This window comes from Nocardiopsis sp. NPDC006938 (genome assembly GCF_042869555.1).
Classification (GTDB): domain Bacteria; phylum Actinomycetota; class Actinomycetes; order Streptosporangiales; family Streptosporangiaceae; genus Nocardiopsis.
Window position 1 is genome coordinate 276,819 of record NZ_JBIAGA010000006.1, and the last position, 13,867, is coordinate 290,685.

The following is a 13,867-nucleotide window of genomic DNA, read 5'->3' on the forward strand; positions in this document are numbered from 1 at the left end:
TAGTGTAAGACGACACATCCGCTTCTTTCGGGTGGTATTCCGCGACGGTAGCGTGACGGGATGTCACCAGGGGTGCGCGTGCGACACGTGTACCCCCGTGTCCCGTGCGTCCGGTTCGCGCGGGACCGTTCGCCGTGGGCCGTGCGCGGCCGGTGGCCGAGAAGACGTGCGGGATTGAGGAGGGGTTCATGCCCGAGGCGGTCACGGAACTGGCCGACGACCAGCTCGACGAGATCCTGAGTGCCCTGTACCGGATGCGTGACGGCGACTTCAGTGTCCGGCTCCGGTCGCGCGGCAGCGGCAAACTCCGTGAGATCTCCTCGGTGTTCAACGAGGTGGTCGACCACAGCGAACAGCTCAGCACCGAACTCCAGCGGGTCGGCGACGTGGTGCGCGACGAGGGCCGGCTCAACGAGCGGGTCAACGTCAACCCGGCACGGGGCGCGTGGGGCAACAGCGCCCGGGCCCTCAACGTCCTCCTGGACGAGGTCGCCGAGCCCGTCACCGACGTCGCCCGGGTGCTCGACTCCGTCGCCGAGGGCGAACTCAACCGCCGGGCCTCCACGGAGGGCCGGCGGGGCGAGCTCAAGGGGGACATCCTCCGCCTGGCCAACACCGTGAACCGGATGGCCGACCAGATGAGCGGCTTCACCGAGGAGGTCACCCGGGTGGCCCGCGAGGTGGGCACCGAGGGCAAGCTCGGCGGCAGCGCCCGGGTCGAGGGCGTCTCCGGTGCCTGGCGCGAGGTGACCGAGTCGGTCAACCAGATGGCGTCCCGCCTCACCCTCCAGGTTCGCGACATCTCCACCGTCACCACCGCGGTCGCGCGGGGCGATCTCAGCAAGAAGATCACCATCGACGTCCAGGGCGAGATGCTGGAGCTCAAGGACACCTTCAACACGATGGTGGACCAGCTCTCCACGTTCGCGGACGAGGTCACCAGGGTGGCCCGCGAGGTGGGCACGGAGGGCAAGCTGGGCGGCCGTGCCAACGTCCGCGGGGTCCAGGGCATCTGGAAGAACCTCACGGACAACGTGAACTCCATGGCGGACAACCTGACCAACCAGGTCCGCGACATCTCCAAGGTGACGACGGCGGTGGCCCGGGGCGACCTCACCCGCAAGGTCGAGGTGGACGTCCAGGGCGAGATGCTGGCCCTGAAGAACACCGTGAACACCATGGTCGACCAGCTCGACTCCCTGGCGGACGAGGTCACCAGGGTGGCCCGCGAGGTCGGTACCGAGGGCAAGCTCGGCGGGCGCGCGAACGTCAAGGGCGTGTCGGGCATCTGGAAGGACCTGACCGACAACGTCAACTCGATGGCCAACAGCCTCACCTACCAGGTCCGCAACATCTCGCAGGTGACGACGGCGGTCGCCAAGGGCGACCTGAGCAAGAAGATCACGGTCGACGCCCAGGGCGAGATGCTCGACATGAAGGACACCATCAACAAGATGGTGGACCAGTTGTCGACCTTCGCGGACGAGGTCACCAGGGTGGCCCGCGAGGTGGGCACCGAGGGCAAGCTGGCCGGGCAGGCCCACGTGCGCGACGTGTCCGGGGTCTGGAAGGACCTCACGGACAACGTGAACTCCATGGCCAACAACCTGACCTACCAGGTGCGGCAGATCTCCATGGTCACGCGGGCGGTGGCGGCGGGCGACCTCACCAAGAAGGTCACCGTCAACGCCAAGGGCGAGATGCTGGAGCTCAAGGACACCATCAACGTGATGGTGAACCAGTTGTCCGCGTTCGCCGACGAGGTGACGCGGGTGGCCCGTGAGGTGGGCACCGAGGGCAAGCTGGGCGGGCGCGCGAGCGTGCGCGGCGTCTCCGGCATCTGGAACGACCTCACCGAGAACGTCAACTCGATGTCGCACAACCTCACCACGCAGGTGCGCAACATCTCCGAGGTCACGACCGCCGTCGCCGCCGGTGACCTCACCAAGAAGATCGACGTCAACGCCCAGGGCGAGATCCTGGAGGTGAAGACGACGGTGAACACGATGGTCGACCAGCTGTCCGCCTTCGCCACCGAGGTCACCCGGGTCGCGCACGAGGTGGGCAGCCAGGGCCAGCTGGGCGGCCAGGCCAAGGTCGAGGGCGTCACCGGCACGTGGAAGCAGCTCACCGACAGCGTGAACGGTCTGGCGGGCAACCTCACCACGCAGGTGCGCGCGATCGCCGAGGTCGCCAACGCCGTCGCCAAGGGCGACCTGACCCGCAACATCCAGGTCGACACCCGCGGTGAGATGGAACAGCTCAAGGACAACATCAACCTGATGGTGTCCAACCTGCGCGAGACCACCGCCGACCAGGCCGACGCCGACTGGCTCAAGTCGAACCTGGCCCGCATCTCCGGCCACATCCAGGGCCACCGCGACCTCAACGAGCTGGCCCGCCTCATCATGACCGAGGTGACGCCGCTGATCGAGGCCCAGCACGGCGCCTGCTACCTGCCCGAGGACCAGGACAACGAGGGCGTCTTCCGCCTCTACGCCGGGTTCGGTTTCGACCCGCCCGAGGGCCGCCAGCGCATCCGCAAGGGTGTGGGGCTGGCCGGGGAGGCCCTCTCCCAACAGGTCGAACAGCAGGTCTCGAACATCCCGCCGGGCTACGTGACGGTCGAGTCCGGCCTGGGCGGCGCGCAGCCGCGCCACCTGTACATCCTCCCGATCGTCACGGAGGGGCGTTCGCTCGGCGTCATCGAGTTCGCCTCCTACGACGAGTTCCGGGAGATCCACAAGAACTTCCTCCGCCAGCTGGTGGCCCTGCTCGGCACCACCATCAACACCATCCTGGCCAACAACCGCACCGAGCACCTGCTCGAACAGTCCCAGCAGCTCACCAGCCAGCTGCGCGAGCGCTCCAACGAACTCCAGCGCCAGCAGGAGGAACTGCGCGGCAAGAACGCCGAGCTGCGGCAGAAGGCCACCCAGCTGGCCAACCAGAACCGCGCGATCGAACTCCAGAACCAGCAGATCCAGCGTTCGCGCAACGCTCTGGAGGAGCGCGCCCACCAGCTCCAGGTCTCGTCCAAGTACAAGTCCGAGTTCCTGGCCAACATGTCGCACGAGCTGCGCACACCGCTGAACAGCCTGCTGATCCTGGCCCGCCTGCTCGCCGACAACGCCGAACAGAACCTGTCCGCGAAGCAGGTGGAGTTCGCGCAGACCATCCACAAGGCCGGCAGCGACCTCCTGCTCCTCATCGACGAGATCCTCGACCTGTCCAAGGTGGAGGCCGGCCGCGCCGAGGTGCAGCCCAGCGAGGTGTCCATCGCCCAGCTGGTCGACTACGTGGAGGCCACGTTCCGACCGGTCACCGGGGAACAGGGGCTGGCGTTCGCCGTGGACGTCTCACCGGACATCCCCGGCACCCTGTGGACCGACGAACAGCGCCTCCAGCAGATCCTGCGCAACCTGCTCTCCAACGCGGTGAAGTTCACGCCGCAGGGCGAGGTGCGGCTGCTGATCGAGCCCGCCTGGGCCCTGGAGGACACCGACCTCGACATGTTCGTGGAGAACGAGGAGGTCATCGCGTTCACCGTCGCGGACACCGGGATCGGGATCGCCGAGGACAAGCTCCAGGTGATCTTCGAGGCCTTCCACCAGGGCGATGGCGGTACCTCCCGCCGCTTCGGAGGCACGGGCCTGGGGCTGTCCATCAGCCGGAACTTCGCGCGTCTGCTCGGCGGCGAGATCCGGGTGCAGAGCGTCGCCAACCAGGGCTCGACCTTCACCCTGCTGCTCCCGGTGCGCCTGCCCGAGGACGCCGGGGAGAGCGCCGACGAGATCACCACCCTGGAGCCGGTGCCCGCCCTCGAGCCCAGCCGGATCGAGTACGACTCGCTCACCGACCTGTCCGACGACGACCTCGACCTCCCGGACGAGGACTTCGACGCGGTCGTGGCGGCGCTGACCGACTCCGGGACGACCGAGGAACCCCTGCCGATGGTGCAGGTGCTCAAGGCGCCCGAACCCTCAGAGGCGGAGGCGTCCGAGAACGCCCAGGAGGCCGTGGAGGCCCGGACCGACCCCGAACGGCGCGCCGTGCTGGCCGGTCAGCGGGTGCTGATCGTCGACGACGACGTGCGCAACGTGTTCGCCCTGACCAGCGCCCTGGAGGCCCAGGGGCTGGAGGTCCTCTACGCTGACAACGGTCACACCGGTATCGAGAAGCTGGAGGCCAACGAGGACATCTCCCTCGTCCTGATGGACGTGATGATGCCCGAGCTGGACGGCAACCAGACCACCCAGCGCATCCGCGAGATGCCGCAGTTCGAGGACCTGCCGATCATCTCCCTCACGGCCAAGGCCATGCAGGGGGACCGGGAGCGCAGCCTCGCGGCCGGTGCCACCGACTACGTCACCAAACCGGTCGACCTGGACCACCTCCTGGACGTGATGCGCCGGTGGCTCACCGCGGGCCCGGAGGAGACCAGGGCGGGCGCCGCGGGCGACGACCTCGGGGCCGGTGCGTCCGACGCCTCCGCGTCCGGGCACAATGGCGCGACGGACACCAGCGACACCAGGGATAACCACGACGCGAACGGGGACACTGGCAGCAGTAGCACCCCGAACGAAGACTCGGAGTAGCCAGCAGTGACTCAGAAGGCCAACATCCTTCTCGTCGACGACCGGGACGAGAACCTCATCGCTTTGGAGGCGGCCCTCACCTCCCTCGACCAGAGGCTGGTCAGGGCCAACTCCGGTGAGGAGGCGCTGAAGCACCTTCTGGGAACCGACTTCGCGGTCATCCTGCTCGACGTGATCATGCCCGGCATGGACGGGTACGAGACCGCCGCGCACATCAAGCAGCGCGAGAAGACCAAGGACGTGCCGATCATCTTCCTGACCGCCCAGGAGGTCGACCGGCACCAGGTCTTCCGCGGCTACTCGTCGCGTGCGGTGGACTTCCTCATCAAGCCGTTCGACCCGTGGGTGCTGCGCTCCAAGGTCGAGGTGTTCGTGGAACTGCACCAGCTCAAGGCGCAGATGCGCGAACAGGCCCGGTCGCTGCAACGGGTCCTCAACCAGGAGACCGGGGAGCCCGGCAAGGTCCTGGCCGAACAGCTCGCGCAGCGCTCCCGCCAGGTCCAGACCGACCTCGCCGCCCTACGCGAGCACGTCGTCGACCGCTACCAGGAGATCGACCAGCCGCTGGTCGACGCCGTACGCCGGGTCGACCGCTCCGCCTCGCGACTGTCCACGCTGGTCGACACGTTGCACGGGCCCGACGAGTAGCGCGGGACCGAGGGAGGGGCGCCGGGAACCGGGAGACCCGGCGCGGCGCCCCGACGCGCACGGCCCGGGCGCGGGGGACCGCACCGCCGGGCCCGCTCCGGCCACGGAACGCGGCCGGAACCGCGTCACTGGGGCCGCGGCGGCAGCGCCAGCCCGATGTGTTCGCCGATCTCCTCGATGAGGCCGAGGTCGGCGAGCCGGAAACTGGCCCGGTTGCTGCGGCGGATGAGGGTCAGGGCGCCCCGTACGCCCCGGCTGCCCCTGAGCGGCACGGACAGGAGCGAACCCGCCCCCAGGGCGGCCAGGATCGGCGCGCCGCCCTCCGCGCGGCCCAGGACGGTCTCGTCCTCGATCAGGGGGAACAACAGCGACTGTCCCCGGCCCAGGACCTCGCCGGGGATGTCCGAGTCGCCGGGAACGAGCGCGGCGACCTCCTCCCGCTGGCCCTCGGGGGCGTCCGCCGGGCCCACCACGGCCGCTCGGCGGGCCGCGCGGGGTCCCTCGGGCAGGTCGCAGACGTCGATGACCACCCAGTCCGCGTACGAGTCGGCCAGCAGGTCGGCGGCGTCGGTCAGGGCCAGGTCACGGGTCGGGGTGGTCCCGCGCAGCAGGAGCCGGGTCATCCGCGTGAGCACGTCCAGCCGCCGGGCGGCCAGCACCACCACCTGGTCCTCCACCTCGGACTCCAGCGGGGCCGGACCCTCCTCCTCGGAGCCGCTCATCGGCGGGGACATCGCCACCAGCACCAGCGGCTGCGCCTCGGTGGGCAGTTCCAGACGGGTGAGGGTCAGGTGCACGTCCTCCGCCCATCCGCGCAGGGCCAGCCGCGACTCCAGATGCGCCGGTCCGTCCCCGCGCAGCACGGCGGCCAGCCACGACTGCATGGCGGCTCGTTTGCGCAGGTCCACGAAGTGGCTGAAGGGCTTGCCCGTGAGGTACCCGGGCGCGCTGCCCAGCTGGGTGGCTCCGGCGCCGTTGATCCGGCGGACGTAACCCTCGTGGTCGAGCAGGACCACGGGCACACTCAGCTCGTTGAACACGGCGCGCAGCAGGACGCGGTCGCCGTCCTCCGCGGGCCTTCGGGGCTCGGGCGGCCCACTGTGCGCCCGGGCCAGCTCGGTCCCGGCGGAGCCCAGCAGCCGTTCGGCGTACTCCAGTTCGGCGAGGGCGGCCTCGGCCGTGCCCTGGGCGTCGTCCGGGAACATGGCGTGCGTGTTGCGCAGGGCCACGATGCGTTCGCTCAGAGCAGCGATCTCGCGTTGCAGTTCGGCGAGGTTCTCCGACACGCTCACGGTCTCCCGGTCGTCTTCGAGGGCGTCCCGCCGGCACCCGCCGCGGACGGGCCCGGCGCCGTCGACCCCCGTCCGTCCGGTCGGGGCTCCCCCGAAGGCTACCTTTGGTGGGGGACCCGGGAATCGTCGGTGGAGGTGCGGACTGTGTGGATCGAACACCTCGCCCGTGACATCGCCGCGTTGGGGCAGGAGGAGCACACCAGCCTGCAACGGGCCCTGGACCAGATGAGCCGGGCCGCCGCCCTGGGGGTCCCCGGGTGCTCGGCGGCGCTGGTGGTGGTCTGGCGCGAGGTCGTGGGACGTGACGGCTCGCTACGGCACGTGGTCGCCGACTACGGCGCCTCGCACTCCGACCTCTCCGAGGCCCTGGAACACCAGTACGCGACCGACCAGGGCCCCACCGTGGAGGCCGTCCGGGAGATGCGCCAGGTCCGGGTCGCGGACGTGCTGCGGGAGAACCGTTGGCCCCGGTACACGAGCATGGCGGTCCAGTGCGGCGACCGCTCCTCCGTCACCCAGCCCAGCAAGCTCTCGGGGGAGGGCGACGGCGACGAGGACCGCATCCTGACGTTCGGGGTGCACTCCGGCCGCGCCGACGCCTTCGACGAGGAGGTCGTCACCCAGCTCACCGCGCTGCTCGCCGAGCACGCGGCCATGGCCCTGAACACCGCGGACCGTCAGGCGGACGCGGCGCGGGAGTCCGCGCACATGCGCCGGGCGATGTCCGCGCGCACCGTCATCGACCAGGCCAAGGGCATCATCATGCACGCCCGCGGTTGCGACGCAGACACCGCCTTCGCCGCCCTGCGGGAGGTGGCGCAGCGTAACCGGAAGAAGGTCGTGGACGTCGCCCGCGACCTGGTCGCGGAGAACACCGGCCCGCAGAGGTCGCGCCGCCCGAGGCCGGGAGGGCGCTGAGACACCCGGTTCGCCGACGTGTCGAAGTCGCTCCGAGTCCAGAGCGTGACAGTGAGCCGTCATGATGAGGGTTCGGGGCCGTCGCGGTACGCGGTGGCGGTCGGTCCGCCCGGGGGAGCGTCGAGCCCTCCACGGTGTACGCGAACGACAAGGAGAACCGAGCGTGACGTCAGACGTCTCGATCCGCCGCGAGGATGGCGTCGTCATCGTGACACCCGTCGGGGAGATGGACGCGGTCACCTCGCCCGCGCTCGCGGAGGCCCTGGACGAGGTGCTGTCCGCACCGCTGCCCGTCGGGGTGGTGGTCGACCTGGCCAAGGTCGGGTTCTGCGACTCCCGGTGCATCGGGGTCCTCGTCGCGGCCTTCCGCCAGGCCCGCGACCTCGGCCTGGGGCTCGTGGTCACCGAACCCCAGCAGCAGGTGAACCGGTTGTTCGTGATAGCGGGCATCGACCAGGTCATCCCCATCGACGCGAGCACCGACAACGCCGTGGAGACGCTCAGGGGGTGAGTCCGGCCTCCCTGCCGCGCTCGGCCCGGCCCTCGCCCGACGCCGCTCCGCGTGCGCCGTCGAGGAAGTGCAGCCGGGTCAGCGATCCCTCACCGCTTCCGCAGATCTCCAGGTAGTCGCAGGTCTGCCGGGTGATCCACAGCCCGTAGCCGCGCGAGCGGAGCGTGTCCGCCGGACGGTACCCGGCGAGCGGGTCGCGCAGGTCGCCGTGCTCGTCGAAGACGTCGCACACCCACCGGTCCGGCGCCCGCCACAGGTGGACACTGCCCTTGCCCGCCCCGTGTTCGAGCACGTTCGCCGCGAGTTCGTTCACCGCGACGACCATGTTGTCCACCCGGGCCGGAGGCAGGCCGACCGCACCGGCCAGCGCCGTGAGCTCCTCGCGCAGCCGGGGCAGCGACTGACCGATCTCCAGCCGGTGCACCGGCCCCCGCACCGGGAGGGGCTCGGGTGAGAGCGGACGCCGTCCGAACGCCGAGGTCCCCAGGTAGGCGGGGTTGGGGCGCGGACCGGCCTCGCCCACGAGCGTCGGGTGCGTGGCCCGGACGGCGGCGCGCACCCCCGGGCCGAGCGGCCGCTCGTCGTGCACGCACAGCATGCGCAGGCGTGTCGGGGCCAGCGCGGTGCCCAGTACCGACTCCAACCGGTGCCACTCGCGCAGCTCCATCGCCGGACCGTGGACGAACGGCGCCAGAGGCGGTTCGGCCACCACGCTCACCGGCCCCGGCCCGTGCAGCAGGGTCAACCGGTGCAGGGCGGCCAGAGTGCGCCCAGGGGCCTCGTAGAGGTCGTCCCTGCCGACGACGTCCACCCTGGCGCGCTCGTGCCGGTCCAGCCCGTCCAGGACCGGGACGGGGTCGGTGACGGCGAGCACGACGTGGGCGTCGTCGCGAACGGCGGACCGCAGCCGCTCCAACGCCACGTCGTGGAACCGTCTCTCACGGCGGAACAGGAGGCCCTGGTGTTCGAACGTCATCGGTGTGAGCGGACCGTTCAGTTGGGGGAACCGGACAGGAGGAGGTCCGCCTCATCCTCCTGGATCTCGTCCCGCGCCGCCAGCTGCGGGCGGGAGCGCTCGTAGGCCAGCTCGGTCTCGATCGCGATGCGCTGCCAGGTGAACCGCGACCGGGCGCGGTCCATGGCGGCGATCCCGTAGGCCGTGCTCATGGTCGGGGTGTTGAGGACGGCGCGCACCGAGCGGGCGACCTCGTCGGGGCGGCCGAACCGCATCAGGACACCGCTGGTGCGGTGCAGGACCGCGCCGGGGACAGCGCCGGTGGCCGTGGCCACCACGGGCAGTCCGCAGGACATGGCCTCCAGGACCGCGCCGCCGTAGGGGTCGTAGGACGCGGCCGACACGTACACGTCGGCCGAACGCAGCAGGCGGGGCAGCTCCTTGCGCTCCACGGGGCCGGTGAGGTGCACGCGGTCGTCCACCCCCAGCTCCTTGGCGAGCAGCTCGATCCCGCGGGCGTTCTCGTCCAGGGCCACCTCCTGGTCCTCGGCCGTGGAGACCAGCACCAGCTCGGCCTCCGGCAGGCGGCCCATCGCCTCCACGAGCCGCTCGGCGCCGCCGGCCCGGGTCAGGGAGGTCACCGAGATCAGCCGCGCGCGCTCCTCGCGGCGAGCCTGCCACGGTTCGCCCGAGGCGCTTCCCTCGACGCTGAAGTGGTCGGGGTCGACGCCGAACGGGACGACGCTCACGTGGTGCCGGGGCACGCGCAGGCGGGCCAGCTCGCCCTGCTGGTCGGTCGAGTTGACCAGGACGTGGTCGGCGCGCGCGGCGAGGATCGTCTCCATACGGGCGCGGTCGGGCCGGTGGGCCAGTCCGGAACGCTGCTCGCTGGCGTTGAGGGAGTGGAAGGTCTGGACGATCGGGGTGCCGCTCTGGTCCTTCTCGCTGTGCGCCTGGGCGTGCAGGGCGGCCAGGCCGCTGGTCCAGCCGATGGCGTGCAGCACGTCGGGGACGTCCTCGTCCAGGACGGCCGCGAGCGCGGTGCCGAAGGCCCCGGTGTGCTCGGAGTGCTCGTCCTCGGAGAGCGGGCGGGCGGGCCCGGCGTCGAGGTAGGCGACGGAGACGCCGCGCGCCATCCGGGTACGGCCGTCGGGCTGGTCGGGGTCGCTGCGGCGGACGTAGACGGTCACCCGGTGCCCGCGCTTGGCGAGCTGACGGGACAGGGCACACACGTGCAGGCTCGCGGGGCAGGCCGGTTCGCCCCGGTGGGCGGGGAGGGGATTGGCGTGTTCGGCGACCATGGCGATCTTCACTGGGCTTTGGACTCCTTGGACACTGTCGTGGTGTCCGTCGTGGATGGGCCCGGGGTGACTCCGGAGCGGGGAGTCGGAATCTCCCCGGGCGTGACTGTGCGCGGTCGTCCGGCGCCGACGGCGGGCGGGCGCCGGGCCGCCCGGGTGGGGCGGCGGGACGGGGGATGGGGTGGGGAGGCCCTCAGGGCGACGCGCGCCCGGGGACGGGGCCGGGTGGAGGGGGACGGCGGGCAGCACGGGGCGCCGCGCGCACACGGTGCGAACGGGCGGTGGAGACCGGAGAGGAGAGGAGAAGGGAAGGACGCACGAGGACCACACCAAACGACCGTCGAAAGGGAGTTCGAGCCACCGGGGCACCTGAGGGCATCAGGGACCGCCCGGGGCGGGTCGTGTGTGTCTGCGTCTTAGACACCCAACGCGACCATTCTGCCAGACGGTCGCGAAGCCGACAACGCGGCGTCGGCGATCGGGTGGCCCGGAGGGACGTGTCGGGTGTCATCGGCGGCCGGAGCCGCGCCCGGTGGCCGCCGGGCGGGGGCGGGCCGAGCCCGTGCGGTGCCTCTGGTCTGCGGGTTGTCCGAACCTGCCGGTGGACTCTGTCGGAGGGCCCCCGGCACCGCTACTGTCAGACCGGAACCGAACGACGGCACCACACACGTCCCAGGATCAACCGACGCCACACTTGTGGCGTCGAAAACCGGTGCGGGAACTGCATATCCGGGTGTTTTCCGCCATGATGTACGCGGATTTTGACCGACTCCGGCGGTGGCTCGGTACGGTTACAGAAATCCAGACGATGTACGGGACTCGACCAAGGTCCGGCGCCGGGCGCCGGACAACCGGCCACGGCCGATGAAACGGGAGGAAGGGCGTATGGGTGTCGCTGGTGGGGAAGTCATTGTCACGGCCCTCACGCACCGGGGCGCTATCCGCCCCGCCAACGAGGACTCCGTGGTCATGGGTGCTCTCACCGTCGCCAGCGCGAACATGACCTCCCCGGTCCGCTGCGTGCTGCCGGTGAGTGAACCGGTCATCCTCGCGGTCGCGGACGGGATCGGCGGCCAGGCCGCCGGAGAGATCGCCTCCGAGCACGCGGTGCACCGCATGGCCGAGATGGGGCCGCGACTCAACGGCCCGGAGGAGATCGCCCAGCTCCTCACCAACATCGACGAGGAGATCAAGGACCACGCGCTCCAGCACACCGAGTTCTCCGGGATGGGGACCACGGTCGCGGGCGTGCTGCTCAACAGCGACGGCAACTTCTGGTTCAACGTCGGGGACTCCCGCACCTACCGTCTGGAGGGGCGCCGCCTGAGGCAGCTCTCCGAGGACGACTCCCCGGCCCTTCCTCCCTCCGAGGACGGACGTCCCGTCACCACCAACTTCATCACCCAGTCCCTGGGCGGGAGCTCCGGCGGCTCGATGGTGCCCCACGTGGGGCGCGACGACGCCGCCGACCCCAGCGCCTGGCTCATGTGCAGCGACGGTCTGTCGGACCTGGTGCTGCCGGAGGAGATGGAGCGGATGATCGCCGAGGCGGGCAGCGACGAGGCCGCCGTGCACGCCCTCTGGCAGGCCGCCATGGAGGCGGGCGGCAAGGACAACATCAGCATCCTGTTGGCTCGCCGGAGGTAGACGGCTTCCGAACGGGGGAGGGGCCCGCACGCCGACGCGTGCGGGCCCCTCCCCCTCTCGCTGCCGCTACCGGCCGGAGCCCTCACCGGAGCCGGGACGGTTGCGCCCGCGCACGATCACCAGTACGACGGCGCCGATGGCGGCGACGGCCACGACGACCCCGGCCAGGACCAGCAGGGGGGAGGTCCCGCCCTGTTCGTCCGCGGCGGTGTCCTCCGCGGCGGTCGCGTCGCCGGTGTCCTCGGGGGCCTCCTCAGCGGCCTCGTCCTCGGTCCCGGCGGCCTCGTCCTCGGTCGGTTCCGGGGCGGCGGCCTCGACGGCCTCCTCGGAGAGCGAGAAGGCCAGACCCTCCTGGATGGGGTGACCGTCGGAGGAGACCACCCGGAACGAGATGCCGTAGTCGCCCGCCTCGGTGAGCGGTGCCAGGCCCACGGACACGTCGGTGCCGTCGAAGGTCAGCTCGCCCTCCTGTACCTCGGACCCGTCCGGGGCGGTGACGACGATGGCGCTGCCGCTCCCGCCCGCCATCGGCGCGTTGTTGAAGGTCAGCGTGACCTCCTCGGGGGCGGTGTCGAGGGTGGCGCCGTCCTCGGGGTCGGAGGCGATGAGCACGTCGTGGGCGAAGGCGGGCGCGGGGGCCAGCAGGAGCGCGGCAGCGAAGGGGGCGAGCAGGGCGGCGGTACGGATTCTTCTCATGACTCTCTCTCAGACCGTTCGGGTGCGGTTCGCGCCCGGCGGGCACGGGTCGGGGACCGGTGCTCGTCCGGGGTTCTTCTGTGGGACCGCCTCGACCCCCCGAACACGAGTTACGGGAGGGCCGGGCGGAACGCGGGCGAACCGGGAGGCCCGCGTGGGCCGTGCGTCGACGGCTCTGGTGAGGAGGGTCCGAGCGCCGGGGGCGCGAAGGGTGCGGCCCCGCCCTTCTCGGTGACGAGGTCGGGCAGGCGGGCGGGGAGCGGGAGGGCGCGGGCGACGGCTCCGGCGAGGAACCAGAGCGCCGACTCCCCGTGGGCCAGGAGCGCGGAGGCGAGCAGGGCCGCCCACAGGTGGGCGAACAGCATCCCCGGTGCGAGGCCGAGGGCGGCGGACGCGTGCCCGGCGTGCTCGACCGGGGTGATACCCGGGCCCGCCAGCTGGAGGATCAGGTGCAGGGCGACCTGTGCGAGGGCCATGACGGTGAAGATGTCACCGAAGCCCCGCATGATCTGGGTGAACCGCCACAGGAGGCCGAGCAGGAAGGCCGTGGCCAGGAGGAAGCCCCCGACCCCGGCCCCGTGGTCGGCCGAGAGGTTGTGTCCGACCCAGGCAATGCCCGTGCACGCACCGGCGAGGAGCGCCGTGCGTGTGAGGCGGAGTGTGCCGTGAACGGGTCGCACCATAGTGAACCTAGGCCGTGCCTCCGGGGGCCGCAAGACCTCCGGACGTGAGAAGGCGCTCGGGGATCTCGGAAGGTACCCCCGAGGCAGAGGTGAGCCGCCGGACGCGATCCTTCACGTCCGGCGGCTCGGCCGTCTCCTAGCCCGCCGGGACCAGTTCGCGGCGCATGTAGCGACGCTGCTCGGGGGTGGTGCCACCCCAGACTCCGTGAGCCTCTCCGGCGCGCAGGGCCCACCGCAGACATTCCGGGCGAACAGTACAGCTGCGGCAGACGTCCAGGGCCCGCTCCGTGTCGACGCGGCCGATCCCGGTGCTGCTCACCGGGAAGAAGATCTCGGGGTCGTACGATCGGCAGTTCCCCTGCTCGACCCAGTCCTCGCTGTCGTGGTACAGACGGTTCACGGGTGCCTCCGATCCCTGGTCAGTGGTCCTCGCCGTGTTCCCACGGCGGGCGACGAAGTTCGAGTCCGCACTGCCGTCCCGAGGGTGCCCGACCTGTCGAGGGCTGCGGCGAAGCGGTGCGACTAAGTGTAGTACTACATGAGGTCGTACTACACAGAGTCTGCTGGAAAGTCGCCGAATCTTCAAGGACGTCCGGAGGTGGCGCCGGTCTCCGTCGG

At 71.0% G+C, this 13,867-nt stretch carries 11 protein-coding genes; 5 read left to right on the forward strand and 6 right to left on the reverse strand.

The window, feature by feature from the left end:
• Positions 1-188 precede the first annotated feature (188 nt).
• Positions 189-4,598, forward strand: coding sequence for a HAMP domain-containing protein (locus ACFYL4_RS12630; RefSeq protein ID WP_387518379.1), 4,410 nt, complete (start codon positions 189-191; stop codon positions 4,596-4,598).
• 6 nt (positions 4,599-4,604) lie between these two features.
• A complete protein-coding gene (locus tag ACFYL4_RS12635) occupies positions 4,605-5,246 on the forward strand; it encodes a response regulator (protein ID WP_357760764.1) in 642 nt (213 codons plus the stop codon).
• A 125-nt stretch (positions 5,247-5,371) separates the two neighbouring features.
• Here ACFYL4_RS12635 and ACFYL4_RS12640 read toward each other — a convergent pair whose 3' ends face one another.
• Positions 5,372-6,532 (reverse strand): PAS domain-containing protein, encoded by a 1,161-nt coding sequence (locus tag ACFYL4_RS12640; protein WP_387518380.1) that lies wholly within the window; start codon positions 6,530-6,532, stop codon positions 5,372-5,374.
• 150 nt (positions 6,533-6,682) lie between these two features.
• Here ACFYL4_RS12640 and ACFYL4_RS12645 point away from each other — a divergent pair, with 150 nt between their 5' ends.
• Both ACFYL4_RS12645 and ACFYL4_RS12650 read left to right on the forward strand, forming a co-directional pair.
• Complete coding sequence (locus ACFYL4_RS12645) at positions 6,683-7,456, forward strand: ANTAR domain-containing protein (RefSeq protein WP_387518381.1); 774 nt, start codon at positions 6,683-6,685, stop codon at positions 7,454-7,456.
• A gap of 163 nt (positions 7,457-7,619) precedes the next feature.
• Positions 7,620-7,967 carry an STAS domain-containing protein gene (locus ACFYL4_RS12650; protein ID WP_357760772.1) on the forward strand — a complete coding sequence of 116 codons (348 nt, stop codon included), beginning with the start codon at positions 7,620-7,622 and terminating at the stop codon, positions 7,965-7,967.
• On the opposite strand, the gene ACFYL4_RS12655 is transcribed toward ACFYL4_RS12650, so the two are convergent.
• Positions 7,957-8,943 carry an anti-sigma factor RsbA family regulatory protein gene (locus tag ACFYL4_RS12655; protein WP_387518382.1) on the reverse strand — a complete coding sequence of 329 codons (987 nt, stop codon included), beginning with the start codon at positions 8,941-8,943 and terminating at the stop codon, positions 7,957-7,959. The two genes, ACFYL4_RS12650 and ACFYL4_RS12655, sit on opposite strands and share 11 nt — an antisense overlap.
• A gap of 17 nt (positions 8,944-8,960) precedes the next feature.
• Positions 8,961-10,235, reverse strand: a complete 1,275-nt coding sequence (locus tag ACFYL4_RS12660) for a glycosyltransferase (protein WP_387518383.1) — start codon at positions 10,233-10,235, stop codon at positions 8,961-8,963.
• 873 nt (positions 10,236-11,108) lie between these two features.
• Here ACFYL4_RS12660 and ACFYL4_RS12665 point away from each other — a divergent pair.
• Positions 11,109-11,870 carry a protein phosphatase 2C domain-containing protein gene (locus ACFYL4_RS12665; protein WP_357760781.1) on the forward strand — a complete coding sequence of 254 codons (762 nt, stop codon included), beginning with the start codon at positions 11,109-11,111 and terminating at the stop codon, positions 11,868-11,870.
• Positions 11,871-11,936: 66 nt separating this feature from the next.
• On the opposite strand, the gene ACFYL4_RS12670 is transcribed toward ACFYL4_RS12665, so the two are convergent.
• The 3 genes from ACFYL4_RS12670 to ACFYL4_RS12680 all read right to left on the reverse strand — a co-directional run bounded on the left by ACFYL4_RS12670 (position 11,937) and on the right by ACFYL4_RS12680 (position 13,649).
• Positions 11,937-12,566 (reverse strand): copper resistance protein CopC, encoded by a 630-nt coding sequence (locus ACFYL4_RS12670; RefSeq protein WP_387518384.1) that lies wholly within the window; start codon positions 12,564-12,566, stop codon positions 11,937-11,939.
• A gap of 110 nt (positions 12,567-12,676) precedes the next feature.
• The gene (locus ACFYL4_RS12675) at positions 12,677-13,246 is read right to left on the reverse strand and encodes a copper resistance protein (protein ID WP_387518385.1); all 570 of its coding nucleotides are present in this window, start codon (positions 13,244-13,246) and stop codon (positions 12,677-12,679) included.
• 139 nt (positions 13,247-13,385) lie between these two features.
• Positions 13,386-13,649, reverse strand: a complete 264-nt coding sequence (locus ACFYL4_RS12680) for a WhiB family transcriptional regulator (protein ID WP_357760786.1) — start codon at positions 13,647-13,649, stop codon at positions 13,386-13,388.
• Between the last annotated feature and the right edge of the window lie 218 nt (positions 13,650-13,867).

What these genes read in the sequence shown, in the direction of transcription:
- ACFYL4_RS12630 (WP_387518379.1), top strand. Translation starts at nt 189, where the DNA reads ATGCCCGAGGCGGTCACGGAACTGGCCGACGACCAGCTCGACGAGATC.
- ACFYL4_RS12655 (WP_387518382.1), bottom strand. Translation starts at nt 8,943, where the DNA reads ATGACGTTCGAACACCAGGGCCTCCTGTTCCGCCGTGAGAGACGGTTC.
- ACFYL4_RS12665 (WP_357760781.1), top strand. Translation starts at nt 11,109, where the DNA reads ATGGGTGTCGCTGGTGGGGAAGTCATTGTCACGGCCCTCACGCACCGG.
- ACFYL4_RS12670 (WP_387518384.1), bottom strand. Translation starts at nt 12,566, where the DNA reads ATGAGAAGAATCCGTACCGCCGCCCTGCTCGCCCCCTTCGCTGCCGCG.